Below are 25,383 nucleotides of genomic sequence, written 5' to 3' on the forward strand. Positions count from 1 at the left end.
ACTCTACTATTTGGGTTGACGTCGGGCCGCTGATAATAATGCCAGCGTTGTGCGGCAAGGCGCGCGTGCTGGCTAGCCATGTCATCGGCTCCAACGTGGTGAACCACCAAGTCCCGTCGGGCTGGACCGGACCGTGCGTGGACGGAAATGGGGGAGGGCGGTCATGCGGCATAACGTTTTTTTTCTCGGAATAATCGGTATTCCAAGACAGTTGCCCCGAAATCGACCAAGCCTCGACAAGGACGAGGAGGCACAGGGTGTTAGCGATTCAGGCAGACGAGTCAGCCAGTGAGTGCGGGAACGATGGCTCCCGAGAACACCTGCCACGCGAGGGCCGACTTGGCCACCAGGCTCAGGGTGATATAGGTGCGCTCGCCCTGCAGGTAACTCTTCCACTTGCCGACCTGCTTGTACTGCAGCCACTGATTGACGGCGAAGGTGTTGAAGAAGAGGAACAATGACATCACAATGCCCACGACGAAGCTGGGCGCGGCAACGTCGCTTTCGCTTCCGGGACGCAGGAAATAGATCAGAACAATGATCCAGGGCACGCTCCCGACCATCGAGCCGAAGATGAAGGGCAGCATCCCCCCGGAGCCAGGTTTCTCGTACTTCTCCTGCAGGGCGCCGAGGAGGATCATCGCAGCATTCACTGTGAAGACCGCGAACAAGGCTGCGATATCGGTGACCCCGTTGATGGCCAGGATCAGCCAGATCATGATCGATGAGCTGAGTGCGTACTCGGTCCAGCGGAAATAGTTGTGGTTCTGCTTGAGTCCATTCTTGTAGCGGCCGAAGAACCACGGGCTAGACACCAGGAAGTGGAAGACGGCACTGAGTGCGAGGAAAACGACGACCCCGACACCGATGTTGATCTCGAACACCGTCACGCGTTCCGGCGGTATGGGGGCACCGGGTGGGCCGGCCAGGTAATCCGCCGTGACGGGGAACAGAACCTGGGTGCTCAGCATGGTGAGAATGATCGTGAAGGCGATGGCCTGCAACAGGTGCAGGCTACCCGCGACGACGTTGTAGATGCGAAGCCGAGCGATCTGCTGCTCGCCAGAGTATTTCTTCTTCGCCATGACCGTACTCCTCTGTCTCATGTGGGTTCAACGCTAACATCGACTCACAGGTGAGGACACCCTTCTGCATGCGTGGGATTGCGGAGGAGCCGAAGCGGAGAGCACGGCTTGACCCGGCTGACAGTCAGTGCTCCGAAGTCGTGATCAGAAAATCGATCAGCAGCGGTGCGAGCGCATCGGCAGATGCCTCGTGGGTCTGGTCCGGCAGGGTCCTGTATGTTCCCTGAGGCACGGCACGTGCGGTGACTTTGGCTGTCTCCACGCGCTCGGTGGATGGCTTGACCACTGAGGGATCCGCGATCCTGAGCTGCGCCGCAACGTAATCGACCACAGCCCATGGCACATCGAGCGGGTCGGCAAGAAGCGCCCGCAAGAACCGGGCCGTCCTGACCTGCACGGCAAACCCAATCCGGCTGTGCTCAACCCTGTGCCTGCGGATCAACTCCAAATCGTTCTGCGAAGGTTCTCCCACGAACCGCCCGAACGCGGCGGTCTACGCATCACTCAAAAAATTCAACTGGCACAACTGTGAGAGAGGCTGAACGGATATGAGTTGCTTGAGGCCGTGGGAATAGAGACGACCTTTGAAGTTGAGAGTGTTGATTTTCTCGAGCAAATCGCTGAAGAGTCTGAATACAGCAATCAATAGCTGTAAGCGTGTTCTGGGCCACAGATTGGCAAGTGACAATGCCAACCGACCCTCAACAAACTCTCCAGAATCAACGCAAACTGGAGAGTGTTTAGTAGCTGCCATTGTTCCGCATCTTCCCCGGAAGCGCAGGTCAATACTGGGTAGTGACAAGGGATAGTAGGTTGATGCTTGGAAAGCGGCGATGCCAGGCGCCAGCCACTGTTTGACGGTTTTGGGCTGCACAGCATTCTTATGGACCGGCCAGCAGCGAGGAGGCCTGCCCACCGGGAATCCGGCGAGCGGCGCATTCCAAGCGTATGTCTGATCATTAGCGTGTGCATCCGCCCCCGTCTGCCTGCGTTTGAGGACCCTTGGGCTTCGGGGCAACCCGTGTCGCGTGTAAAGGGAGAGTCCACTTGGCTGAAAAGGGGGAGTGATTTCTGAAGAAAATTTTGTTGAATTGGGGGAGTAAAGGGGGAGTTGGGCCGTTTTTGGCCTTTAACGACTCTGACCTGCAGAATGAAACCGCAGGTCAGAGGCACTTTTTGGTGCCCCGGGCCGGACTCGAACCGGCGGCCAAGAGAAACTCAGGATTCTCATGCCAACAGTCATCGTTTCACGTCAAAAACCGTGTATTTTCGACGGAGTGCGGGGCTATGGGACCCCTTTGATATGCCAAGGATTGCCATGGGTTTTCGTTCAAAAACGTGAGTAAAACGTGACGTGGACCGGCAGCAAAGCGATGATTGGTTGCTCTGATGGCCGTTTGCAGGTTCGTCGGTATGGTTGATGGCATGTCGCTGGTTGTGACGGGCGGGCCGTCGTATGCCAACAAACTTGGTCGTCCAGGGAGTGGTTTCAATTCCCCGGAGAGAATCTCCGGGTTGGCGGTCAATTCGGATTCTTGGTGGCGTTTTCTGGGGTGTTAGCGGCCGTGAATATCAAGACATCAGGGGGGTTTTGACCACTGGTAGACCTCTGATTGGGTGTTCCGAACGACCCGGATGAATGGCATCTACGTGACCAAGTTGCGAACGGTCGGAAGTCTGAAGCGGGAAACGATCCGAGACCGAATTCTTGGCAGAGGGTCAGCCTTGATATACCCCTTGAGTTGTATGACTTGAGTGTTGTATTCTGGTGGTGATGTGGATCGTTGATGTGGGTTTGGTTGAGGCATGGCTGTCCGTTTTGGATGACGACTCCTATGCGCAGGTCCTTGCTGCCATGGAGTTGTTGGCCGAGCGTGGGCCACAGCTTGGCCGGCCCTTGGTAGACACTGTGGTTCGGTCGCGGCACAAGAACATGAAAGAATTGCGGCCGGGATCCAGTGGCCGTTCGGAGCTGCGGGTGTTGTTTGCCTTTGATCCGCAGCGCCAAGCGATCTTGCTGATTGCCGGCGACAAGGCCGGGAACTGGTCTAAGTGGTACAAGAAGAACATTCCGATTGCCGATGACTTGTTCGATGATCATTTGCAGACTTTGAAAGGAGAGCTGTAGTGGCAATGTCCATTGAGGAGATGCTGGCGAAGCGCCCTGTCGACCGGGCGGTCGTGGAAGGGCATAAGAAGCGGATGCTTGATGAGGTCCGCGCCTATCGCCTGCGTGAACTCCGGGAAGCATCTGAGTTGACCCAGGTCCAGCTTGCCGGGCGTCTGCATGTCACCCAGAACCGGGTGTCTAGGATCGAACACGGTGACATAGACCGGGCTCAGGTCGACACTTTACGCAAATATGTTGAAGCCATCGGTGGAAAACTTCGTATTGAGGTGGAGCTCGGCGACGAACGCATCCAAATCGCGTAAGAATTTGAATGACCAGCGGATCAGGCCTTACTTCGGGTGCCCTTCCAAGCTTCGTCAGCCGCAATCGCTGCCGAGCGTGTCAGTTCGCTGTTATGAGGAACAACGTCGGTCAACGCGCGAAGAGCAATGGACATAGCCGAGCCTCCCGAGGTTATGGACACCATGACGGCGGGGATGCTGACTTGGGTGCCGTACCTGGCAGAAAGGTGGGCGGCCAACTCAACCAGTTCGTTGGCGCCGTCGACTGCGGAAAGCTCCGGCAGTATTTCTGAAAGAGTCTGCAGTACGCGGTACCCGGCAATGGGACTCGCGGCCGATGCGCGTGTTAGGGACATTGCGACCCGTCCGGCTAAGACAAAGTTTTCGGCCAAGTTGATTTGCAGCTGAGCGGCGAATGTGAGTGGGTCAAGGAAGCCAGACGCGGCCAAAGCTGTCACAGCATCTGCGGCACAGGCACGTTGTTCAGTGTCAATTGCTGAAAGCGCCAACACGAGAGCGCTGTATCCAGGGCCGCTGAGGGGTGCACTTGCGGAACCCAAGGCTCGCATGAGCGGAGTAAAGCCCTGTGCACCAGACACCTGAGTGGCGAACCATACTGTCGGATGTGCGTGGGCAGCCAGGGTGTCCAGATTGCTGCGGTAGAACCAAGCGGCCCATTCGACGATCTGGTCGAAGCCGTCCTGTACGCGAGCAAGTTGGGCCCTTTGACTGAATTCGTTTGACACGAGGGTTACATCGAGGGCATCGGCGACGTAGTGCTGCACGGCCGTTGCGGGCTCGGTTCTCGTCCAAACAGGAACTGAGCCGGTGTGTTCAAAGTTGACGTCAGTATCGTCCTCGAGTTGGCTGAGTCCACGAATCCACGTACCGCCGGAGGGCCATGGCGGTCGGGCGAGGCCCCATCCCTGCTCACACCCGGAAATGATCATCCGCGCTTGGACGATGGAATCAGCCAGAATGTGTGCGGGTGAATTTGGCGTATCATTGTCGAGCTCCTCAGTCTCGCTCTCAAACTCCGCTTCCAATGATTCATGGTCAATCCACTCATCTTGTAGTTGGTAGTCGGACTCACCAAGCCAGGTCAGAGTAGCCGTGGCTAGATGTCGCCGGGGTGACAAACCCTCCGGGTCTCTGACTTGTTCAAGAACCTCCCTCGAGCGCCTCAGGACAGCATCGCGTTCCGGAGCTGGCTCAAGTCGAGTAAGCGCCTCCAGTATCCTTGGAATATCTGCACCGTCGCCAGCTCCGCCGTAGTGGGCCAGAAGGAACTCCAGTAGTTGTCCTGTTGACTCAATCGGCGGACGGATCATGAATCCGTTCGTTGCAGGTTCCCGGCGCGGCCCTTTTATGTGGACCCTGCCGCCACCCGCCAGCGAGCTCCGGGCTGCGACCAAAGCCCTCCCAGTAAGTGCAAGGTCAGGCGGCAACTTTCCCAAGACTTCCGCTACGATATCGCCGACCTCGTCAGGATAGCTAAACGAAAGTGTCTCCAACAATTCCAATTGGTCCTTGACGAGAATCCGCTCGGGTCGCCGCAAGATGGGTCCCGATTTGTCAATTAGAGTCTTTGGATCCTCGAGAAGCTTTGTGACCTTCCCGAGAGCGTTTTGCGCGAAGTGAACGGCATTGAGCGTGGCGCTGCCCAACACGGCTACTAGGGTGCGTTCGTGGGCTGCGACTTCGACTTGAGTGAGGTACTGGTAGTGGATAACCGAGACATACCAATTGATGTTGTCGTCAGAGTAGTTACGCAGCAACGCGTCCAGACACTCCCGGGTCAGTCTCTCGCGGAAGACGGCATCGTTATAGGAGAGAATACTGAACACATCATGCCACGTGTTTTCGACTAGCCAGCTGCCCACTAGAAGCTTGCTGGCCCCCATTCCTTCGACTCTGAAAAGAGCCCAAAGCTCCTGCTCCAGAGCTCCGGGTTCCGTCCTGAACCAAGTTGCAATGGTTTCTGCCCTGTTGTATTTTCCGGCACCTTTTTGCGCCTCCCGAAGGGCAAGCTCCAAGTACTCAACTGTATTCAGAACCGCAGGTCGCGCTCTTGCGACGTCTCTAGCCAGCTGCCATCCAAAAAGCCCGCCCCAGCGTCGTCTGACCGCGACTTCAGCTATGAATGCTCTAGCCCAGGTATCGGATCGGTCCGAGATTCCGGTTAGCAGCGCATGATGCATTGATTCGTGGTGGGGGCTCAGTTTTCTGGATCTGGCTGAACCCGTGGGGATAGCTGTGTCGGCGGCGAACTTTGCTGTGCCTAATGAAGCGATAACAAAGCAGGCCCGATCGGTGGGCCCCTCTTGGCGAAAGAGCCTAGACGCGGGGAGTATCTTGGTCAGGACTTCGCGTTCTTCCTCCGTGGCGCCGGCCAGCACGCTGCGAAAGTCAGCAGTTCCAGAGTTTGGGGTTGCCGCGAGCGCACGTAGTGCGGATCGTCTGTCTCCAAGCTTCATATACGCTCCTCGGCGAATCCCAAATATTAGATTTGGGTGGCCAAGAAACTTGACTCGTGTAGAACTTCCAGCACTGATCGAGACTTCTAGTCCAGCATCCCCGCGTTCAGATTACAACACTGATGTGCCGCAGGGGTAGGTGAGCCCGATCAATGACGTGAGCTGGACCCTTGGCGCTGTCGCGATGACCTGCGGTGCTGTCGTCACGTCTAGCTCAGTGCCCGCCGATGTTGTCCAGTAGTGAATATGGCGAACGGAGGGCCAATTCTTAGCAGTCACATTCGAGGAACGACCAAGCCGCGAACAACCGGGGAATCTCGAGGATTTTTTGTCCACATCTTAGGAAATATGAGAGCAAATTGAACCTGATTCGGCCGAGTTGGAGCCATTTCGTGATCAACTTTTCGTTTAAAAACGTGAGTAGAACGCGATTTGGCAATTCTGCGGACCCGAATAATACGGTAAAACCGCAGGTCAGAGGCCCTTTTGTGCCCCGGGCCGGACTCGAACCGGCGGCCAAGAGAATCTCAGGTTCAAATTCTGCAAATATGCCAGCTACCAAAAGAGCTCCGGGCGCTACGGGTGACCGATCTTTGCAGTGCTGGCCTTCGTGATGGCAATCAAATCCGCCGGTGCCAGTTCAATATCGAAGCCGCGCTGGCCGCCAGAGACAAATATGCTGCTGTACTCCAGGGATGAGCTATCAAGAACAGTGGGGGAGGGCTGGCGCTGACCGATGGGGGAGATGCCACCCAGGACGTAGCCTGTGCGCCGCTGGGCCACGGCCGGATCAGCCATTGCGGCCTTCTTGTGGCCCATGGCCTGGGCCAGCGCCTTCAAATCTAGAGTCCCATTGACCGGAACAATGGCGACCGTGAGCGTGCCAGCAACATCTGTCATGAGCGTTTTGAACACCCGTTCCGGCGCGATGCCCAGAACATCCGCCGCCTCCATGCCGTAACTCGTAGCGGCGGGATCGTGCGCGTACGCGTGGGCGGTGAACGCAATCCCAGCCTTGGTCAAGGCAATAGTTGCAGGGGTGCCAGGACCTGCACCCGCTGATTTCTTGGCCATGATTCTCTGGTTCCGCCGTTTAGCCTATGCAGCCGGACGGACGCCATTGGCAAGCTTGCGCTTGACGCGGCCCAGCATGGCGGACATGCCACGCATACGCAGGGGCGAGATGGCGCGTGTCAAGCCCAACTGTTCCGGCATATCGTCCGGAATCGCAAGGATCTCAGCAGCAGTCAACCCATCCAGTCCTTCGAAGAGAACCGAGGCGAAGCCGCGGGTGGTGGGTGCCTCAGGCGGGGCCTGGAAAAATAGGCGAATCACATCGCCGTTGTCAGTCGCTTCGGATTCCACCGTCAAGAACAGGGGTGACTGGCATTCCATAACTTGTTCCAGAAGTTCAGGATGGTTGAGCAGCCGTTCCGGCAGGGCAGGAAGCGAGCGGGAGAATTCCAGCAACAGCGTCAAGCGGTCGCGTTCTTCCAACTCCTGGAAGTCATTGACGATTTCGGCCAGTGCTGGGGGGAGTGCTTGTGAAGTAGTCATCAACTAAAGCGTACGATTCTTTTCCGGTCTTATCCAAAGTGTGTGAAACATAAATGGTGGGCCCACGGCTTCGAGGGCCCTGTGGTTGGGTCGCCAGCGACCCAACCACAGGGAGATGCTGGGGACTAGTTTGAGGCGGGCAGTTCCCCGCGCTCAGGGCCAACAGCGATGGGCACGCGCACGGCGTTGCCCCACTCGGTCCAGGAACCGTCATAGTTACGCACAGTGTCAAAGCCCAGTAGGTACTTCAGGGCAAACCAGGTGTGGCTGGAGCGTTCACCAATGCGGCAGTACGCCACCACGTCATCTCCGGGAACAAGGCCAGCTTCCCCGAGATAAAGAGCCTCAAGTTCCTCGCGGGTGCGGTAGCTGCCGTCCTCGGCAGCGGCGCGCGCCCACGGGATGGACGCTGCAGTGGGGATATGGCCACCCCGCAGTGTTCCTTCCTGAGGATAGGCGGGCATGTGGGTGCGCTCGCCCGTGTATTCCTCAGTGGAACGGACATCGATGAGCGGCTTGCCCAGGTGCGCTAGCACGTCTTCCTTGTAGGCACGAATGGGAGCGTCGTTGCGCTCCACCACCGGGTAACCGGCCGACGGCGTAACAACAGTGCGCTCGGTGGTCAGTTCGCGGCCCTCGGCGATCCACTTGTCTCGGCCGCCGTCGAGCAGGCGGACGTCTTCGTGACCGAACAGGGTGAAGACCCACAGAGCGTACGCGGCCCACCAGTTGGACTTGTCACCGTAGACAATGACAGTGCTGTCTCGCGAGATGCCCTTGGCTTGGGCAAGCAGCGCAAAAGCCGCGCCGTCAATGTAGTCGCGAGTGACGTCGTCGTTCAGGTCAGTGTGCCAGTCGATTTTGACGGCGCCGGGGATGTGGCCGGTTTCGTACAAGAGCACGTCTTCGTCGGACTCGACAAGAACAATGCGCCCGTCCGTTGCGGCGCCATCGGCGAGAGCCTCGGCCAGCCACTGCGTGGAAACCAGACGCTCCGGGTGGGCGTAGGAGGCGAACTTCTCGTTTGTTTCTACTGCAACTGGCATGATGCCCCTTCTGAATTTAACCGTCCTGGCCGGTGCCGCCCGGGAATTTCCGGGACGCTTCTGCGGCCATGGGAGAAGATTGGCTGGCCTCCGCACATGGGGACAGCAGCGTTTCCTGTTCTATCAGCTTAACGATTCAAGGCCCCGATTACTTCCCGGCGTTAACGCAACGCAATATGGCACGGGTATTCTTATCACCGTGAGTTGCGGGCTTGAGCATGAGTCTGCGCAAAAAATTCTTGATGATCGGAAATCTTTCTTGGTACAGGTTGAACAACTTTCCACGCGCCGCCCGGCAGTTTCAGTGGATGAACTGCTGGCGGGTTTTGTCCCCTCGCCGCGTTTTGGTGAAGTTTCCTTCGACAGCTACCGCCCGGATCCTGCGCAGCCGTCCCAGTCTCAGGCCGTGACCATGTTGCGTGAATTCGCTCAGGGTGCTGCCAAGAAGCCGGCCGGTGGGCTGCGTAAGTTCTTTGGCGGCAAGGCCAAGAATGCTGGGGGCGGCGGGCGTGCCGGGATCTACCTCGACGGGGGGTTTGGTGTGGGTAAGACTCACCTGCTCTCCTCGCTATGGCACGAGGTTGAGGGGCCCAAAGCCATTGGCACCTTTGTTGAGTACACCAACCTGGTGGGGGCCCTGTCCTTCCGCAAAACGGTGGAGGCGCTCAGTGCCTACAAGTTGGTGTGCATTGACGAGTTTGAACTCGATGATCCCGGTGACACGGTGCTGATGTCCCGGCTCATGCGGGAATTGGCCGACGCCGGAGTGAAGTTGGCGGCCACCAGCAACACCCTGCCGGGTTCCTTGGGAGATGGACGTTTCGCTGCTGTGGACTTCCAGCGCGAGATCCAGGTACTGGCGGACCAGTTTGAGATCCTACATATTGATGGCGAGGATTTCCGGCACCGCGGTCTGCCCACGCCGCCGGAACCCATTGCCAACAGTGACCTGGATGCGCGCATGCGCCAGGACTTCGCCGGGCGCACGGTTGCGGTGGATGATTTCAGTGTCTTGGTGGACCACCTTGCCGGGGTTCACCCGTCCCGCTACCGGCAGCTACTGAACGGGGTGGACGCCGTGGTCTGGCGCAATGTCCACACCATCACCGAACAGTCCGTGGCGCTGCGCTTTGTGGTTCTTGCTGACAGGCTCTATGACAAGGACGTGCCCATCTTGGCCAGTGGGGCACCCCTTGACCAGCTGTTCACCCCTGAAATGATGACCGGCGGCTACCAAAAAAAGTATTTCCGCGCCGTGTCACGTTTGACTGCGCTGGCCCGCGAGGCTCAAGAAGCCAGCGTTAGAACCCCTGCCGTATAAACCTGTCGCTTAAACGCGAAAAGGCGTCGGTGCCGTCTCTCGACGGGACCGACGCCTTCCTTGACGCGAAACTAAAGGGCGAAGGGCTGGTTACTGAGCGGCGCCGTCAACGAAATCGCCGGCAGACTTCTGGACCGAATCAACGTGGTCCTTGAACTTGTCACCGGTCTTGCTGTCGACGAAGTCGCCAGCCTTCTCGATGCCGCCCTTGATTGCTTCCTCGTGACCGTTGATCAGTCCCGCGGCCTTGCCCTTTACATCGTCAAAAATTGACAAAAGGCACCTCCCTTCGATTCTGGGGCCATTGGCGCCCCAACTTTTCCCAGCATAGTAGCGGCCCGCCCATTGTCAATAGTTCCCACGACTCTGTGGTGTGCCGCTTTCCGGGGCAGGTGTCCTTGTGCCAAAATGAACGATGCCAAGTGGCACCCGGACGAGGTGCGCCGTACCCGGCCAGCGACAAGACGGCGCCAAGGAGTGGTAGTCATGGCATGGATGATTTTAGTTGTGTCCGGAATGCTGGAGGCCGTTTGGGCCACGGCACTGGGAAAGAGCGAGGGTCTTTCGAAGCTGGGCCCCAGCATCGTGTTTGTCGTGGCACTGATCGCCAGCATGGTCGGTTTGGCGTGGGCTATGCGAACGCTTCCCATCGGTACCTCATATGCGGTGTGGGTGGGAATTGGTGCCACCTTGACGGTGAGCTATGCAATGATCACCGGCACAGAGGCAGTCTCACTGCTGAAGGTGTTGCTCTTACTAGGACTTGTTGGCTGCATTGTGGGCCTAAAAATAACTCACTAGTCTGTTCTGCTTCTAGCCTGCTTTGAGTTTGATGGCAAGAAAAAAACCCGCCGGCCCAGCTCTGTGCTGGACCGTCGGGCTTTCTTCTTGGGTGGCGAAAGTACCTATGGCCTACTTGTCGAAGACGTCCTTCGCGGCGTCCTTGACGTGCTCCCCGGCCTGTTTGGCCTTGGCTGCGGCCTGGTCCGCAGCACCTTCTGCCTGAAGTTTCTCGTTGTTGGTGACGTCACCGAGGGATTCCTTCCCCTTGCCGACGACTTCTTGGGCCTTGTTGCTGATCTTATCTCCGAGTCCCATGGGACCTCCTTCAATTCGAATCCAACTAGAACGGTCTCTACGGTAGGAAAAAAGTCTGAGAGTTTCCTGAGTGTTACAGCCTGCATCGCGTGGTGCGTATTACGGCGTCAGTGGCAGGAGCTGCCGTACTTTCCCTGTTGAGGACACAAAATAAGCCCCTCCAACTCAGCGTTTGTGCTGGTTAGAGGGGCTTTTCTTTTGGTGGGCGATACTGGGTTCGAACCAGCGACCTCTCCGGTGTGAACGGAACGCGCTACCACTGCGCCAATCGCCCAATTTGCGTCCACTAGCCCGCGGGCTGTGTGTGCTCCTTGGTGCGTTCAAAACAATAGCCCAAACTTTTCGCAGCGCATAATTTGCTGTGTTCGAATACGCGGTTCGAATACGTGGCCCTGCCGAAGGATCGGCCGCGAATCGCTCACCGTGGCCTGTCTTTGGTGTACGCGCTGCTCTAAGCTGGCCCCACGCCAGCGCCGCCCCTTACGGAAGGATGCGCCACCGAGGGACGCTAAAAGCGCCCCCGGGGAGACGGTGCTGCATTTGTAAATGATGAATGTGACGAGGGCCTCATGAAGGATTACTGTCCTAAATGGCTTTAAAAGGCTCCAATACGGCTGGAAATGACACTCGTGTAATTCGAATGTCGGGCTCAAAAACCGCACCAATTCAACGATTTCCCTGTGTTGGTGGCTGTCAAAGATGTGCGGGGGAGTGTTCGATTTGGCGTTTGGGATTCTGCTCATGTAATGTTTTCACCGCAGCAACACGGACTACCGAAGCGGAAACGCAGAGGCTAGGAAATGTAGCTTGTGCGGTTGTAGCTCAGCTGGTAGAGCACCACCTTGCCAAGGTGGATGTCGCGAGTTCGAATCTCGTCAACCGCTCGCATGACACCATAGTCAGTTCGCATGGTGGGGTGGCCGAGAGGCGAGGCAACGGACTGCAAATCCGTGCACACGGGTTCGAATCCCGTTCCCACCTCCATTTGGCTGATCTATTGTGTTTTGCTGTATAGTTCAGCGAGATGCCTTAGGGCGATTGGCGCAGCGGTAGCGCGCTTCCCTGACACGGAAGAGGTCACTGGTTCGATCCCAGTATCGCCCACGGATGAATGTAAAAATTCATTCTCTTCGGAAGCAATTTCGAAAAAAGTATTGCGGTTGTAGCTCAGCTGGTAGAGCACCACCTTGCCAAGGTGGATGTCGCGAGTTCGAATCTCGTCAACCGCTCGTAAAAAATGGTTCGGGAATTGCCGGAATCCTCCGGGATTCCGGTAGTTTCATCGTGACCCAAGGTTTTCATTGAATAATGAGAATTTGGGCGATTGGCGCAGCGGTAGCGCGCTTCCCTGACACGGAAGAGGTCACTGGTTCGATCCCAGTATCGCCCACGGATGAATGTAAAAATTCATTCTCTTCGGAAGCAATTTCGAAAAAAGTATTGCGGTTGTAGCTCAGCTGGTAGAGCACCACCTTGCCAAGGTGGATGTCGCGAGTTCGAATCTCGTCAACCGCTCCAGAGCGAAAGTGCCGGACCCTGAGGGTTCGGCATTTTTTGTGCTCTCGGGAGTGCTAGAAACGCAGACTTGGGGTTAGCCCGGCGCTGCCCGCATGGGGCGTCCCGGCGGCGGAGCCCTGTTATCCACAAACTGCGGGACCTCCGCTGGGAAGTGTCAGTGTGTAATGGAATAGTAGAGGTATGACAGCACCAGCATTGGCCCACAGCACAGAGCTAGGGCGCATGTACGCCCGTTCCCTGCAGGATCCGCCTAAAGTCCCCTCCATCACCACCGTCATCGGGCAACAGTCCACTTCTCTTGACGGTTGGATTGGGTACATGGCGGCAACTGCCGTATCCAAACATCCTGACCTGGCTGCTGCCGTAGGAAATCCCGGACAGTTGCGCACTGTGGTGCGCGATAGCTCCAACGCCGCAGAACAGTTCCGGGATGCCGCAGCTGCTCGCGGAGATAGGGTCCACAACTACTGCGAACAAGTGGCCTTGCGCGCGCTTGACCGCCCGCACCAGTTGGCGGAAGCCCAAGAAGCCCTCGCCGAAAACGGCGAAGAAAACTTTGCGCTGCGCTTCGATCATTGGTGGAGCGAGTACAAGGTTGCGCCGCTGGTGCCGGAAGTCACTGTGTGGAATGAAACCCTAGGCTATGCGGGCACGCTGGATCTGGTGGCAACCATTGGTGGGCGGCTGTGCATCATCGACTACAAAACTAAGGGCACTGACCGTAACGGTCAGGTAAAGAGCCTGGACGCGAAGGTGGTCATGCAGCTTGTGGCCGGCATGAAAGCCGAAGAGTCAGTGATAGATCCAGCCGCCGGTAGCTGGGAGCCGTGGAGGTACGGCCAGGATCCCATTCTTCTCGGCGTGGCGATTGGCGAAACCGAAGTTCGTACGCTGCAGGCCAATCCACAGGTACTGAAGGCCCACTGGTTTAAGTTCGCCTCCTTGCGGCGTGTGTGGCAAACCTCATTGGACGCAGCCGAAGCGGGGAGCCCTTTGCTCGATATTTCGCCTCCTGCGCAGTAGGCGCCAACTAGACTTGTCACAACTTCAGTTCCACGGGTCAACTTCGGCCTGCATAAATACCAAAGTGAGGTGCCCACACATGGCCATCCTGAGCATTCGCATCATTGGCGATCCGGTCCTGAGAACGGTCGCCGAGGAAGTGAGCGAATTTGGCCCTGAGCTGGCCAAATTGATTTCCGACATGAATGAAACCATGGTGGACGTTCGCGGCGCCGGGCTGGCAGCACCGCAAGTGGGCGTCAACAAACGCATCTTCACATACTCTGTTGACGGTGTAGAAGGGCACATCATCAACCCGATCCTGGTGGCCAGCGATGACTTTGCCCCCGGCGATCCGGAAGGTTGCCTGTCCGTGCCCGGCCTAGGCTACACAGTTTCCCGTCACCGCTGGGTTCGGATCACCGGGGTGGACCTGCATGGCCACCCCATCGATATGGAAGCCACAGGTACCCTGGCTAAGTGTTTCCAGCACGAAACAGACCACCTCAACGGGAAACTCTATGTGGACCGGCTCGAAGGTGAGGACCGCAAGGACGCGCTGCGTGCCATTAGAACAGCTAACTATCACAACATCACGGCAGAAACAGTTGCCAAGCGCGCAAAAACTGTGGGTTCCGCTTTCGGTGCTTCTGCTGGTGTTGTTGCCGGGGCCGCCCAATGAGGGTGCTTTTCGCTGGAACTCCTGCCGTGGCGCTGCCTTCCCTGGAGGCCTTGCGCGCTGCCGGTCATGAGATCGTGGCTGTCCTGACACGCCCGGACGCCCCGCTGGGACGTAAAAGGGTGCTGACGCCATCTCCCGTTGCTGCCCGGGCCCAAGAGTTGGGGCTGCCCGTCATTAAGACTGACAAGATCGGCTCCGACGCGGCCGCCGCCATCTTTGCCGCCGCACCCGAAGTGGCCGCCATTGTGGCTTACGGGGCACTTATTCCACCATTCGCACTGGGTATCCCGGCTCACGGATGGATCAACCTGCACTTTTCGCTGCTCCCTGCCTGGCGAGGTGCGGCGCCTGTGCAGCACGCTGTCATCAACGGAGATGAAATTACTGGCGCTTCCACGTTCCTCTTGGAAAAAGGACTCGACACCGGGCCGGTCTTTGGCGCCATGACTGAGAGAATCCAAGCCACTGACACCAGCGCCGTATTACTGGAGCGGCTCTCTCACAGCGGTGCAGTATTGCTGGCACAGACCATTGATGGGATCGGTGCGGGGATGCTTTCCGGCATCCCTCAACAAGGCGAGATCACGCTCGCACCCAAGCTTTCCCTCGAGGACGGGCATGTGAATTGGGGCGCACCAGCTCTGGCTATCAACCGCCGCATCCGTGGGGTGACCACCGAGCCCGGTGCCTGGACCATGCTCTCCGGTCAAAGGTTCAAGCTGGGAGCTGTGCTCCCGCGTCCGGACATCACAGCATTGGCTCCCGGGCACGTGATGGTGTCCGGGAAAGATGTTCTTGTCGGTACTGGATCGCACGCAGTGGAATTGGTGGACGTGCAGCCTTCGGGCAAAAAACTTATGAAGGCAACAGACTGGGCCCGCGGCCTGGCCAACAAGGAAGATGTGGTGTTTGAATGACCAGCGAGCAAAGCGGGCATTCCAGCGCGCAACGTGGCGGCCAGCAACGAACCAGCGGCCACGGCGGCGCTCAGGGTGGCGGCCAGGGTGGCGGTGTCCGACGTCGGGACGATGCCGGACGCGAACGCAACCGCAGCACCACCCGGAACAAGACCGAAACGGCACCGGGCCAGCGCACCCGGGTGGCGGACCCCGCACGGCTGGTGGCCTTTGAGGTACTCCGGGCTGTCTCCGCCGATGACGCGTACGCCAACCTGGTGTTGCCGGCACGTATCCGCAAACATGGGCTGGACCGCCGTGACGCAGGGTTCGCCACCGAGCTGACCTACGGGGCGTTGCGCGCCCAGGGCACCTACGACGCCATTTTGGCTACGTGCGTGGACCGCCCGCTCAGTGAGCTGGATCCCGCCATCCTGGATGCCCTGCGCCTAGGCGTCCACCAGCTCCTGGCCATGCGTGTTCCCACCCACGCGGCCTTGGACCAGACCGTAGGCCTGGCGCGTGCCGTGATTGGTGCTGGCCCCTCAGGCCTTGTCAACGCGGTACTGCGCAAAGTTGCGGCAAAGGACTTATCCGAGTGGCTGATTGAACTTACCGCCGGAATTACTGATGAGGTCAAGAAGGCCTCCATTGAGCACGCACATCCGGAATGGATTGTGCGCTCGATGCGCCAGGCGCTCGTTGCCCATGGCCGGGACGTGAGCGAAATTACCGCCCTGCTGGAGGCGGATAACGCTGCCCCCGTGGTCAACCTCGTGGCCCTGCCCGGGTTGGGTGATCTTGCTGAAGCCTTTGAGGCCGGCTTCACCCCCGGTGAGCTTGTGGCCGATTCTGCCCTCTCCTCGGGAGGGGACTTGGGCCGTCTGGAAAGTGTCCGTGAAGGCACTGTGCGGGTCCAGGACGCCGGCTCCCAGCTGGTGGCCCGTGCCTTGGCCGGAGTAGAGGTTACTTCCGGCAAGGACGGCAGCGAGGAGCGCTGGCTTGATCTGTGCGCCGGACCCGGCGGTAAGGCAGCACTCTTGGCGGCTCTGGCGGCTCAAAAGAATGCTTGGCTGCTGGCCAATGAACCGGCACCTCACCGTGCCAAACTCGTAGAGCAGGCACTGGCCGCTATCCCGCACGATAGCTGGACCGTGCGTACCGGAGATGGCCGTGATATTGGCCGCGAACACCCCGGCGCATTCGATAGGGTCCTGGTGGACGCTCCGTGCACAGGCCTTGGTGCCTTGCGCCGCCGGCCCGAATCACGGTGGCGACGCAAACTTTCAGATGTGGCGGAGTTGGGTCCGCTGCAGCGTGAACTCCTCGCTTCCGCCCTGGACGCGGTCAAGCCCGGTGGAGTGGTGGCTTATGTCACCTGCTCCCCGCATGTGGCAGAAACCATTGCCGTGGTGGAGGATGCCATGCGCAAGCGTACAGATGTTGAACTGGTGGACGCCGGAGCCGCACTGGATGCGGCAAGCCTCAGCGGCGCAGTTCATGCCGGCAACACCACCGCGGCTGTTCCCGGGCACCAGATGATGGCCCAGTTGTGGCCGCACATCCACCAGAGCGACGCCATGTTCATTGCGCTCATCCGCAAGAACGGCTAAGAACGCGCTGCCCCGCTACTCCACCCACTAGACATCCGCCCACTAGCGATAGAACCAGTAGCGATACAACCAGTAGATAGAGGTATCTTTGTGAGCCGCACCGGCATTAAATGCTGCATCAACCCCAGTATCCTGTCCGCCGACTTTGTGAATTTGCAGGCCGAGTTGGACCGTATTTCCAATGCCGATGCGGTCCACGTCGATGTCATGGATAACCATTTTGTGCCCAATCTAACCATTGGGTTGCCCGTGGTTGAGCGGATTGCGCAGGTGAGCCCGGTGCCTTTGGACGCGCACTTGATGATTGCCGAGGTGGACCGTTGGGCGCCACTGTATGCGGATGCGGGGCTGGACTCGGTGACCTTCCATGTGGAAGCCTCCAACGCTCCCATCAAATTGGCTCGCGAGCTGCGGGCCAGGGGTGCGAAGGCGGGGATGGCGCTGCGCCCGGCAACCGCCGTCGAACCTTACTTGGATATGCTGCCTGAGCTGGACATGCTCTTGATCATGACGGTGGAGCCGGGTTTTGGCGGGCAGGCGTTCCTGGATATCACGCTGCCTAAGATTCGGCGCGCCCGGGCGGCCATAGAGGGTAGCGGTGTCAATGTGGCTCTTCAGGTTGATGGGGGGATCACGGAAGAGACCATCACCCGTGCTGCCGAGGCCGGTGCCAATATCTTCGTGGCCGGCTCGGCCGTCTACGGTAAGCCGTCACCGCAGGAAGCCATCGAGTCGCTGCGTGCCAAGGGCCAACTGGCTTTCGGCTGAGCCGCCCGCCTGTGGCATGAGCCACGGCCGGGAGGAACTTCCCGTAGCAACTGCCAGATGTAATTGATGTCATACTATTAACAGGCACCCGTAACAGCGGGTGCTAAAAGAAATATCACGTGCTCCGGGGTCGGTGTAATTCCGAACCGGCGGTTATAGTCCGCGACCCGTGCGCAGCCAGTTGGAAACAACCGGGCGTGCACGGTTGATCTGGTGAAATTCCGGAACCGACAGTTAAAGTCTGGATGGGAGAAGCACGAACAGTTTTGGCCGTCAGGTCAAGGGTGTAGCGGCGGCTTTTTAGCCGTCCCATTCTTGTACCCTGCTCGGCTTAGCTGTACGTTACCCCCGGAGCCATCGCGGTCTCGAAAGGGTAAGGTAACAGTGGATTTTCTGCGATGGCTCTTTGATGCCAAACTCGAATTCGCCGGTGGCGGATTCCTGCTCTGGCGCGAAGTAATTGGAAACATATTTGGGCTCGCCAGCGCCCTCGGCGGTATGCGCCGTAAAATCTGGGCCTGGCCGGTGGGCATCATCGGCAACCTCCTGCTCTTCACAGTCTTCATGGGCTCAGTCTTCGGCTCCACCGAGCATGTGAACCTCTTGGGTCAGGCCGGCCGGCAAATCATGTTCATCGCCGTCTCGATCTACGGCTGGCAGCGTTGGAACCAGACTCGTCACCAAAAGAACGACGACGGCGCTCATGTGGGTGACGCCGTCCAGCCTCGCTGGGCTGGAGCCCGCGTACGCTGGCTGCTGGTAGGCGCCATGGTGGGCGGAACAGCCATCCTCACCCCAATCTTTACGGCCATGGGTTCCTACGAGCCTGTCTGGGCGGACGCATGGATTTTCATGGGCTCACTTCTGGCAACCTATGGCATGGCCAAAGGCTGGGTTGAGTTCTGGCTGATCTGGGTAGCGGTGGACTTGGTAGGTGTGCCGTTGTTGTTCAGCGCCGGATACTACGCCTCCGCTTTCATGTATGTCTTCTATGGTGCATTTACTTTGGTTGGTTTCTTCGTATGGTGGAGGGTGCGTCGCACCACAGATGCCCTAGCCCGGCAGGTATCTGTTGACGCTACATTCCCTGACATTACTGTGAGCAACAGAAAGGCCAGACTATGATCTTCTCCGCCATGGACAACAGTTTCCGCACCCCTGCTCCTGAACACTTTACCGCTGCCGAAATTTTAGGCATGGAGACGGCTCTCTCAGCAGCCCGGCAAGGGGTGCGCAGTTCAAACCCGCTTGTGGGAGCTGTCATCATTGACGCGGACGGCACCTTCCTTGCCATCGGTTACCACAAGGGTGCGGGAACACCCCACGCGGAAGCTGATGTCATCAACAGGCTCCTCGGCACAGGGGTTAAACGGGATCTGTCCGCGGCCACGCTCATTGTCACCCTTGAACCGTGCAGCCATGTGGGCCGTACCGGGCCCTGTACTCAGGCCATCCTCGACGCCGGAATTGGCAACGTGGTCTACGCACTCCCGGACCCTCACATCCCGGCTGCTGGCGGGGCGCAAATCCTGCACAACGAAGGCATCAACGTCCGGATGGGGCTCATGGCCGCCGAGGCTGAGGATCTGAACCGGCGTTGGTTTGTTGCTGTGCGTGAAAACCGCCCTTTCATTACAGCGCGGCTGGCTCAGACGGTGGACGGCAGGATTGCCGCCGTGGACGGCACCAGCCAGTGGATCACCTCGCAGGAATCTCGCCAGGACTCCCATGAGCTACGGGCCCGTGTGGACGCCATTGTGGTGGGCACCGGAACCGTCATGGCCGATAACCCGCGGCTGACAGCGCGTGCGGCAGATGGCTCTGACGCCGAACATCAGCCACTGCGCGTGGTCATGGGGAAAAGGGAGATCCCCGCCGACGCCGCTGTGAAGGGTGTTTCGGGTACCCCAAGCAGCCCCGACCGTTTGGGGGACGAGGATTTCTTGGCCCTGCGCACTCACGATCCAGCCGCCGTGGTACGTGAACTTTATGGGCGCGGGGTAGGACACCTCATGATTGAAGGTGGTGCCATGATCAACGCCGCATTCCTGGCCCAGGGGCTCGTGGATGAGCTGGTGGTTTATCTGGCTCCGACTCTTCTGGGATCTGGCATTCCCGCCCTCACCGATCTAGGCATCGGAACGCTGGAACAAGCCCAGCGCTGGGAATGGGATGCCACCACCACCGGACCCGTGGAAATACTGGGCCCGGACTTGAAATTGACGCTGATGCCCGCCAAGGCTCACGCCCGCGAACAACGCCCGGACGCTCACGGCGCCGGCGAGCAAGGAAGTTAGAGATGTTTACTGGAATTGTTGCAGGCCGCGGCACCGTCCTGGCCTTGAATCAAACACCCGAATCCGGCAGCGCCGTCCTGGTGCTAGAAGCCGGGCCGCTGCTTGAGGGCCTGGAATTGGGAGGCTCCCTGGCCATCAATGGTGTTTGCCTCAGCGCCACACGCCTCGAGGGGGACACCATTGAGGTGGACGTCATGGGCGAAACCCTCACCCGCACCACCATCGGCAGCTTGCGTCACGGCGATCACGTGAACCTGGAACGGTGTGTGCCCGCAGGAGGACGGCTTGACGGTCACGTTGTCCAGGGCCATGTGGATGGCACCGGAACGTTGCTGGAGCGGGAGAACTTGGGCAGCTGGGAGCGGCTGCGCTTCCAGGTTCCCCGAGAACTTTCCCGCTATATTGCCGAGAAAGGCTCCATCGCCATTGATGGGGTGTCCCTAACAGTGACGGCCGTAAGCCCGGCTCAAAACGCCCAGCAGTGGTTTGAAGTAGGGCTGATTCCCATCACACTTTCAGCCACAGGTCTGGGAGAGAAAGCTCAAGGCGGCGCGGTGAATTTGGAAGTGGATGTGCTGGCCAAATACACTGCACGGCTTCTGGAGTTCAGCACCTTGAAGGGGGATGTGGCATGAGGAACGTTCTAGATCCTGTTCCCCTGGCCATTGCCGCCATAGCGCGCGGGGAAGCGGTGTTGGTGGTTGATGATGAGAACCGCGAAAACGAAGGCGACATCATCTTCGCCGCCCAGCACAGCACCCCCGCGCTCATGGGCTGGACCATCCGCCACAGCTCAGGTGTGATCTGCGTTCCCCTGGATGAGGCCCATGCAGATCGCCTCGCCCTGCCGCCCATGGTGGCGGTTAATCAGGATGCCAAAGGTACCGCCTATACGGTTTCCTGCGATGCGGCCCACGGCGTCACCACGGGTATCAGCGCCACGGACAGGTCCCTGACAGCAACGGTGCTTGCCAACCCGGACTCCACGCCCGGCACCGTGACTCGGCCAGGGCATATATTCCCACTACGAGCTGTGGCTGGGGGAGTGCGGGCACGTGCCGGGCATACTGAAGCTGGTGTTGACTTGTGCAAACTTGCCGGATGCGAAGCGGTAGCCGTGATTGCCGAGGTGGTCGATGATGCCGGAGAGATGCTGCGCTTGCACGGGCTGCGGGAATTTGCTGACCGCCATTCCCTGGTGCTGATCTCCATCGAGGACTTAGCCGCCCACTTGGCGGCGATGGATGATGCGGAGTCCCACCATGTCTGAGCAAGAGAGCGCCAACGGCACTGTTGTTGTAGGCGGTCCGGTGGTATCTCTACCCACCCAATTTGGTGTCTTCGCAGTTCAAGCCTGGGTGGACTCCGCAACGGGTGCCGAACACCTGAGCCTGAGTGCCCCCGGTGAGTCCGGCCAGGGTGAGTCTGCTCCCGGTGAGTCTGGCCAGGGAAGTTCGGCAGGCGCCGTCGTGCCTTTGGTGCGGCTGCATTCGGAGTGTCTGACGGGAGATGTGTTTGGCTCCTACCGCTGCGATTGCGGGGAACAGCTGGACCATGCCTTGGAACAAATCCATCAGCAGGGCGGCACGTTGGTGTATTTGCGTGGACATGAGGGGCGCGGGATTGGACTCGCCAATAAAATCCGTGCCTACAGTCTCCAGGAATCCGGCGCGGACACAGTGGAGGCCAATGAGCAGTTGGGACTGCCTGTTGACGCCCGGGACTACTCGGCCGCGGCTGGGATACTCAGCGCCCTGGGGCACACTCGTATTGCTCTGCTGAGTAACAATCCGCTCAAGGAAGCTGATCTGTCCCGTCATGGCATTGACGTGGTGGCAATGGTCCCGGCGCACATCCCGGCCCGCACGGAAAACCTCCGCTATCTGGTAACCAAGCGGGACCGGATGCACCATGCCCTTGCCCTGGATGAAGCACCACCGGCACCACCGGCACCGGACACTGGTGCCATCACCACACTCCCTCACATCATGAATGACACTACGGAAGGACACACAGCATGAGCGGTCACGGAGCACCCGTCATTGGATTCGACGGGGCAGAGAAAGCCCAGGCAGCAGGATTGAGGCTGGCTATTGTCGCCGCCAGCTGGCACACCGAAATCATGGGCGGGTTGCTGGCCGGTGCGCTGCGTGGTGCTGTTGACGCGGGAATTGCCGAACCTTTAGTAGTGCGGGTTCCGGGCAGCTTTGAATTGCCGGTGGCAGTGGCTCGTTTGGCGCCCTCCTATGATGCAGTTGTTGCCTTGGGTGTTGTGATCCGCGGCGGCACCCCGCACTTTGACTACGTCTGCCAGGCCGCCACCCTGGGCTTGACTGATGTCAGTGTCCGCACAGGAGTCCCTGTGGGCTTCGGGGTCCTAACTTGCGATACCGAGGAGCAAGGCCTAGCCCGCGCCGGGTTGCCGGGATCCGTGGAGGACAAAGGGCACGAGGCCGTCACGGCTGCACTTGCCACGGCACTGACGCTGGCAGCGCTGAACGTCTAGCTGAAAACTGCCGGGCGCTTCGAAGCTGCGCTCGGTTATCTGGGTAACGGTGTGCCAGTCTTGGAGTGGCACACCGTTCTGTGCAAACGGCGAGCCGCTTCGGTGCGGTGGACGCCGCCACCCTCCCACTGTCCGTATCTTGACTGTCCGTATGTTGGACGCGCGGAGTCTGCAAATCCGCGAAAACGAGCCAAACCCAGTAAGGTGGACTGCGTGAAGACCTTCGAATCCCTTTTTGATGAGCTCAGTGCTAAAGCAGCAGCCCGGCCCGCTGGCTCCCGTACCGTCGCCGAACTTGATTCCGGCGTACACGGTATCGGCAAGAAAGTGGTTGAGGAAGCCGCCGAGGTGTGGATGGCTGCCGAGTATGAATCGGAAGAAGCCTGCGCCGAGGAGATTTCCCAGCTGTTCTACCACCTGCAGGTCATGATGATCGCAAAAGGGTTGACCCTTCAGGATGTTTACAAGCATCTCTAGCCACCTGCCGTGGCTGCTTGAAAATTTCTGAAATGGCGTCCCACAGGGAGCCGAAACTTTTTGCCTGTTCCTACCTGAAAGACTTTTATCATGCTGCGTGTTGCCGTCCCGAACAAGGGTGCCCTGTCCGAAGCTGCTTCTGCAATGTTGGCGGAGGCCGGCTACCGCCAGCGCCGCGACTCCCGCGAACTAGTCATGGTTGACCCTGAAAACAACGTTGAATTTTTCTTCCTGCGCCCCCGCGATATTGCCGTCTATGTAGGTGCGGGTACCTTGGATGTTGGCATCACCGGACGCGATTTGCTCATGGACGCCCAGGTTGACGCCGAAGAACTGCTGCCCTTGGGGTTCGCCATTTCCACCTTCCGCTTTGCCGGACCCGTGGGTGACTTCAGCAGTGCAGCCGAACTTGAAGGCAAACGCCTGGCCACCAGTTACGACGGCCTGCTGCGCGAATACCTGGCCGAGCTGGGAATCAACGCCCAGGTGGTCCGCCTTGACGGCGCTGTGGAATCCTCGGTCCGTCTCGGTGTTGCTGACGCCATTGCTGACGTGGTGGAGACCGGCAGCACACTCAAGGCCGCCGGCATGGAAATCTTTGGCGAACCCATCCTGAATTCCGAGGCGCTACTTATTGGCCGCCGCGGTGTAACCCCGCCCCCCGGTCTCGAAGTGCTCATCCGCCGCCTCCACAGCGTTTTGGTGGCACGCCAGTATGTCCTGCTGGACTACGACGTACCCAAGACACTCATGGATCAGGCCACCGCCCTGACACCGGGACTGGAATCTCCCACGGTGTCCCCGCTGCGTGATACCGACTGGGTTGCCGTGCGCTCCATGGTCAAGGCTAAGGACACCAACCGGATCATGGATGAGCTCTACGACCTGGGCGCCCGCGCCATCCTGGTCAGCAACATCCACGCCTGCCGCATCTAAGCTGCCAGAGCCCTCCATAACTTAATGCAAAGAAGGTACATGCCATGAGTGTTGCCATTCGAGTCATCCCCTGCCTGGACGTGGACGCCGGCCGCGTGGTCAAGGGAGTGAAGTTCCAAAACCTGCGCGACGCCGGTGATCCCGTTGAGCTCGCACAGCGTTACGATCGCGCCGGTGCCGACGAGTTGACGTTCCTTGATGTCACCGCATCCTCGGGCAACCGGGAGACCACCTTTGAAGTGGTATCCCGTGCCGCCGAGCAAATCTTCATCCCGCTGACCGTAGGCGGGGGAGTCCGTGAGGTCTCCGATGTGGACAAGCTGCTGCGCTATGGCGCGGACAAGGCCTCCATTAACACTGCGGCAATTGCCCGCCCAGCCGTCATTGACGAGATCACCCAGCGGTTTGGTTCTCAGGTCTTGGTGCTCAGTGTTGACGCACGCCGCACCCAGGGTGGGATCACGCCTTCGGGCTTTGAAGTGACAACGCACGGCGGGCGCAAGGGCACCGGTATGGATGCAATTGAGTGGGCTAAGGAAGCCGCAGATCGGGGTGTGGGGGAAATCCTGCTGAACTCGATCGATGCTGATGGCACCAAGGAGGGGTTCGATCTGGAACTCATCCGCCTGGTCCGAGCAGCAGTGAATATTCCCATCATCGCCTCCGGCGGAGCTGGCAAACCGGAGCATTTTCCGCCAGCCGTGGCTGCCGGAGCCAATGCTGTGTTGGCCGCATCCATCTTCCACTTTGGCCCAGATAGTGCCATTGCTGACGTCAAGCAAGCCATCCGAGACGCAGGATACGAAGTCCGCTAAAAACACCCGATGCTCTCACACCCAACGCTCTTACGCTGCCGGGTGTGAGAGCTTTTTGTGTAGGGGACGCCAGTGCTAGGGACTATTACTGGCCGATAGCCAGAACAAGGCTCAAGCGGGAAAATGGAACTGCGCGAAGGCGGGATTGCGCGAGGGGGATTAGAAGCCTAATTCGGCGGTGCGCAGCAGGGCCACGGCGTCAGGCTGGCCTTCGAAACTGACCAGGGCCTCCCCGGTGCGTCCATTGGCGTGCATGAGGAGTTCACCTGGGGTGCCGATGATGGCCACAGAGACGGGTGCCCGCTTGGCAACGTGGCGAGGTCCGGCCGGGTTAACCAAAACAATGCCCAAATCCACCCCGCGGTACAAGATCGCGGCACGCTTGACTAACTCTGTCCACAAAGCCCCGGAATAGGCGGCGTCCAAGGTGCGTGGCGCCCACCGGTCGGAGGCCCGCCGGACATCCTCGGTATGGATGAAAAACTCGGTGAGGTTGGCGGTATGGTCCACGGACTTCAGCGCAAACAGGGACAACTTCGGAGGCCCGGCCCGGAACTTCTCCACGAGTTCGGCAAAGGCCGCGGGTGTGCTGGAGGCGAGGGCCAGTTCCGCAATGGCCTTCTCCGCGGCCTTTCGCCAAGGTTTAAGTACCATACCCAAACCTGCACGCGGATTATGCTCGCGCAGGTAAAGGTGAGCGGCCAGGTCCTGGGTCTGCCATCCTTCACAGAGCGTGGGTGCTCCCGGCCCGGCGGCCAGCAGGGTCTCGGCGAGTACTTCACGGGATGGTTCTACAAATTGCATCACTTGTGAAATTAGCATGTATTGGCTCCCGATGGCATGCTGAATCGCCGCAAGCTGGCTGCCGGGTTTCAGA

At 59.1% G+C, this 25,383-nt stretch carries 27 protein-coding genes, 7 tRNA genes and 2 riboswitches; of the genes, 24 read left to right on the forward strand and 10 right to left on the reverse strand.

Annotation, left to right across the window (positions count from 1 at the left end; translation table 11 throughout):
• Positions 1–281: 281 nt before the first annotated feature.
• Both heR and ABIB48_RS01125 read right to left on the reverse strand, forming a co-directional pair.
• Positions 282–1,085 (reverse strand): heliorhodopsin HeR, encoded by an 804-nt coding sequence (heR, locus tag ABIB48_RS01120; RefSeq protein WP_354211467.1) that lies wholly within the window; start codon positions 1,083–1,085, stop codon positions 282–284.
• A gap of 124 nt (positions 1,086–1,209) precedes the next feature.
• Entirely contained in the window at positions 1,210–1,557 is a 348-nt protein-coding gene (locus tag ABIB48_RS01125) for a DUF4158 domain-containing protein (RefSeq protein WP_502914081.1), read from the reverse strand.
• A 1,302-nt stretch (positions 1,558–2,859) separates the two neighbouring features.
• Between ABIB48_RS01125 and ABIB48_RS01130 the strand changes: the two genes are divergently transcribed.
• Positions 2,860–3,213: a type II toxin-antitoxin system RelE/ParE family toxin gene (locus ABIB48_RS01130; protein ID WP_354211469.1), complete on the forward strand. Its 354-nt coding sequence runs from the start codon at positions 2,860–2,862 to the stop codon at positions 3,211–3,213.
• 5 nt (positions 3,214–3,218) lie between these two features.
• Entirely contained in the window at positions 3,219–3,518 is a 300-nt protein-coding gene (locus ABIB48_RS01135; RefSeq protein WP_354212001.1) for a helix-turn-helix domain-containing protein, read from the forward strand.
• Between the two features lie 20 nt (positions 3,519–3,538).
• Here ABIB48_RS01135 and ABIB48_RS01140 read toward each other — a convergent pair whose 3' ends face one another.
• From ABIB48_RS01140 to ABIB48_RS01155, 4 genes are all read right to left on the reverse strand, one after another.
• Complete coding sequence (locus ABIB48_RS01140) at positions 3,539–5,533, reverse strand: DUF6493 family protein (RefSeq protein ID WP_354211471.1); 1,995 nt, start codon at positions 5,531–5,533, stop codon at positions 3,539–3,541.
• 1,017 nt (positions 5,534–6,550) lie between these two features.
• Entirely contained in the window at positions 6,551–7,048 is a 498-nt protein-coding gene (gene ybaK, locus ABIB48_RS01145; protein ID WP_354211473.1) for a Cys-tRNA(Pro) deacylase, read from the reverse strand.
• Positions 7,049–7,072: 24 nt separating this feature from the next.
• Positions 7,073–7,531 (reverse strand): SufE family protein, encoded by a 459-nt coding sequence (locus tag ABIB48_RS01150; protein WP_354211475.1) that lies wholly within the window; start codon positions 7,529–7,531, stop codon positions 7,073–7,075.
• A gap of 125 nt (positions 7,532–7,656) precedes the next feature.
• The gene (locus ABIB48_RS01155; RefSeq protein ID WP_315915152.1) at positions 7,657–8,577 is read right to left on the reverse strand and encodes a sulfurtransferase; all 921 of its coding nucleotides are present in this window, start codon (positions 8,575–8,577) and stop codon (positions 7,657–7,659) included.
• Between the two features lie 259 nt (positions 8,578–8,836).
• On the opposite strand from ABIB48_RS01155, the gene zapE reads away from it, so the two are divergent.
• A complete protein-coding gene (gene zapE, locus ABIB48_RS01160) occupies positions 8,837–9,898 on the forward strand; it encodes a cell division protein ZapE (protein WP_110106248.1) in 1,062 nt (353 codons plus the stop codon).
• A gap of 90 nt (positions 9,899–9,988) precedes the next feature.
• On the opposite strand, the gene ABIB48_RS01165 is transcribed toward zapE, so the two are convergent.
• Positions 9,989–10,174: an antitoxin gene (locus ABIB48_RS01165; RefSeq protein ID WP_110106153.1), complete on the reverse strand. Its 186-nt coding sequence runs from the start codon at positions 10,172–10,174 to the stop codon at positions 9,989–9,991.
• A 136-nt stretch (positions 10,175–10,310) separates the two neighbouring features.
• A riboswitch (guanidine-III (ykkC-III) riboswitch) is annotated at positions 10,311–10,372 on the forward strand.
• 12 nt (positions 10,373–10,384) lie between these two features.
• Here ABIB48_RS01165 and ABIB48_RS01170 point away from each other — a divergent pair.
• Positions 10,385–10,699 (forward strand): DMT family transporter, encoded by a 315-nt coding sequence (locus ABIB48_RS01170; protein ID WP_110106154.1) that lies wholly within the window; start codon positions 10,385–10,387, stop codon positions 10,697–10,699.
• A gap of 111 nt (positions 10,700–10,810) precedes the next feature.
• On the opposite strand, the gene ABIB48_RS01175 is transcribed toward ABIB48_RS01170, so the two are convergent.
• Positions 10,811–10,996: a CsbD family protein gene (locus tag ABIB48_RS01175; RefSeq protein ID WP_110106155.1), complete on the reverse strand. Its 186-nt coding sequence runs from the start codon at positions 10,994–10,996 to the stop codon at positions 10,811–10,813.
• Positions 10,997–11,195: 199 nt separating this feature from the next.
• Positions 11,196–11,270 (reverse strand) — tRNA-Val (locus tag ABIB48_RS01180).
• Between the two features lie 537 nt (positions 11,271–11,807).
• Between ABIB48_RS01180 and ABIB48_RS01185 the strand changes: the two genes are divergently transcribed.
• The 20 genes from ABIB48_RS01185 (at position 11,808) to hisF (ending at position 24,506) form a co-directional block, all read left to right on the forward strand.
• Positions 11,808–11,880: transfer RNA gene (locus tag ABIB48_RS01185), tRNA-Gly, on the forward strand.
• A gap of 26 nt (positions 11,881–11,906) precedes the next feature.
• Positions 11,907–11,980, forward strand: a tRNA-Cys gene (locus tag ABIB48_RS01190).
• A 48-nt stretch (positions 11,981–12,028) separates the two neighbouring features.
• Positions 12,029–12,100: transfer RNA gene (locus ABIB48_RS01195), tRNA-Val, on the forward strand.
• Between the two features lie 52 nt (positions 12,101–12,152).
• A tRNA-Gly gene (locus ABIB48_RS01200) sits at positions 12,153–12,225 on the forward strand.
• An 89-nt stretch (positions 12,226–12,314) separates the two neighbouring features.
• Positions 12,315–12,386 (forward strand) — tRNA-Val (locus ABIB48_RS01205).
• Positions 12,387–12,438: 52 nt separating this feature from the next.
• Positions 12,439–12,514 (forward strand) — tRNA-Gly (locus tag ABIB48_RS01210).
• Positions 12,515–12,694: 180 nt separating this feature from the next.
• A complete protein-coding gene (locus tag ABIB48_RS01215; RefSeq protein WP_354211479.1) occupies positions 12,695–13,537 on the forward strand; it encodes a cytochrome in 843 nt (280 codons plus the stop codon).
• Positions 13,538–13,616: 79 nt separating this feature from the next.
• Positions 13,617–14,198, forward strand: a complete 582-nt coding sequence (gene def / locus ABIB48_RS01220) for a peptide deformylase (protein ID WP_354211481.1) — start codon at positions 13,617–13,619, stop codon at positions 14,196–14,198.
• Positions 14,195–15,115: a methionyl-tRNA formyltransferase gene (locus tag ABIB48_RS01225; protein WP_354211483.1), complete on the forward strand. Its 921-nt coding sequence runs from the start codon at positions 14,195–14,197 to the stop codon at positions 15,113–15,115. The genes def and ABIB48_RS01225 overlap by 4 nt, the downstream gene beginning before the upstream one ends.
• Positions 15,112–16,707, forward strand: coding sequence for an RsmB/NOP family class I SAM-dependent RNA methyltransferase (locus tag ABIB48_RS01230; protein WP_354211485.1), 1,596 nt, complete (start codon positions 15,112–15,114; stop codon positions 16,705–16,707). Before ABIB48_RS01225 ends, ABIB48_RS01230 begins: the two co-directional genes overlap by 4 nt.
• Positions 16,708–16,797: 90 nt before the next feature.
• Positions 16,798–17,475 (forward strand): ribulose-phosphate 3-epimerase, encoded by a 678-nt coding sequence (gene rpe / locus ABIB48_RS01235; RefSeq protein ID WP_315915685.1) that lies wholly within the window; start codon positions 16,798–16,800, stop codon positions 17,473–17,475.
• A gap of 116 nt (positions 17,476–17,591) precedes the next feature.
• Positions 17,592–17,736, forward strand: a riboswitch (FMN riboswitch).
• Between the two features lie 123 nt (positions 17,737–17,859).
• Positions 17,860–18,600 carry a nicotinamide riboside transporter PnuC gene (pnuC, locus tag ABIB48_RS01240; protein ID WP_354211488.1) on the forward strand — a complete coding sequence of 247 codons (741 nt, stop codon included), beginning with the start codon at positions 17,860–17,862 and terminating at the stop codon, positions 18,598–18,600.
• Positions 18,597–19,772, forward strand: coding sequence for a bifunctional diaminohydroxyphosphoribosylaminopyrimidine deaminase/5-amino-6-(5-phosphoribosylamino)uracil reductase RibD (gene ribD / locus ABIB48_RS01245; protein ID WP_354211490.1), 1,176 nt, complete (start codon positions 18,597–18,599; stop codon positions 19,770–19,772). Before pnuC ends, ribD begins: the two co-directional genes overlap by 4 nt.
• Positions 19,773–19,774: 2 nt before the next feature.
• A complete protein-coding gene (locus ABIB48_RS01250) occupies positions 19,775–20,407 on the forward strand; it encodes a riboflavin synthase (RefSeq protein ID WP_110106162.1) in 633 nt (210 codons plus the stop codon).
• Positions 20,404–21,042, forward strand: coding sequence for a 3,4-dihydroxy-2-butanone-4-phosphate synthase (gene ribB / locus ABIB48_RS01255; RefSeq protein ID WP_315915689.1), 639 nt, complete (start codon positions 20,404–20,406; stop codon positions 21,040–21,042). The genes ABIB48_RS01250 and ribB overlap by 4 nt, the downstream gene beginning before the upstream one ends.
• Entirely contained in the window at positions 21,035–21,793 is a 759-nt protein-coding gene (locus tag ABIB48_RS01260; protein ID WP_354211492.1) for a GTP cyclohydrolase II, read from the forward strand. Before ribB ends, ABIB48_RS01260 begins: the two co-directional genes overlap by 8 nt.
• A complete protein-coding gene (gene ribH / locus ABIB48_RS01265) occupies positions 21,790–22,278 on the forward strand; it encodes a 6,7-dimethyl-8-ribityllumazine synthase (protein WP_354211494.1) in 489 nt (162 codons plus the stop codon). The genes ABIB48_RS01260 and ribH overlap by 4 nt, the downstream gene beginning before the upstream one ends.
• A gap of 213 nt (positions 22,279–22,491) precedes the next feature.
• On the forward strand, positions 22,492–22,755 hold the full coding sequence (locus ABIB48_RS01270) for a phosphoribosyl-ATP diphosphatase (RefSeq protein WP_315915692.1): 264 nt from the start codon (positions 22,492–22,494) through the stop codon (positions 22,753–22,755).
• 90 nt (positions 22,756–22,845) lie between these two features.
• On the forward strand, positions 22,846–23,691 hold the full coding sequence (gene hisG, locus ABIB48_RS01275) for an ATP phosphoribosyltransferase (protein WP_110106167.1): 846 nt from the start codon (positions 22,846–22,848) through the stop codon (positions 23,689–23,691).
• Between the two features lie 44 nt (positions 23,692–23,735).
• A complete protein-coding gene (gene hisF / locus ABIB48_RS01280) occupies positions 23,736–24,506 on the forward strand; it encodes an imidazole glycerol phosphate synthase subunit HisF (protein WP_110106168.1) in 771 nt (256 codons plus the stop codon).
• A 159-nt stretch (positions 24,507–24,665) separates the two neighbouring features.
• Here the strand turns inward: hisF and ABIB48_RS01285 are convergent, their stop codons facing one another.
• On the reverse strand, positions 24,666–25,310 hold the full coding sequence (locus ABIB48_RS01285) for a TIGR03085 family metal-binding protein (protein ID WP_315915703.1): 645 nt from the start codon (positions 25,308–25,310) through the stop codon (positions 24,666–24,668).
• Positions 25,311–25,383: the final 73 nt, after the last annotated feature.

Source organism: Arthrobacter sp. UYCu511 (assembly GCF_040547105.1).
GTDB classification, from domain to species: domain Bacteria; phylum Actinomycetota; class Actinomycetes; order Actinomycetales; family Micrococcaceae; genus Specibacter; species Specibacter psychrochitiniphilus.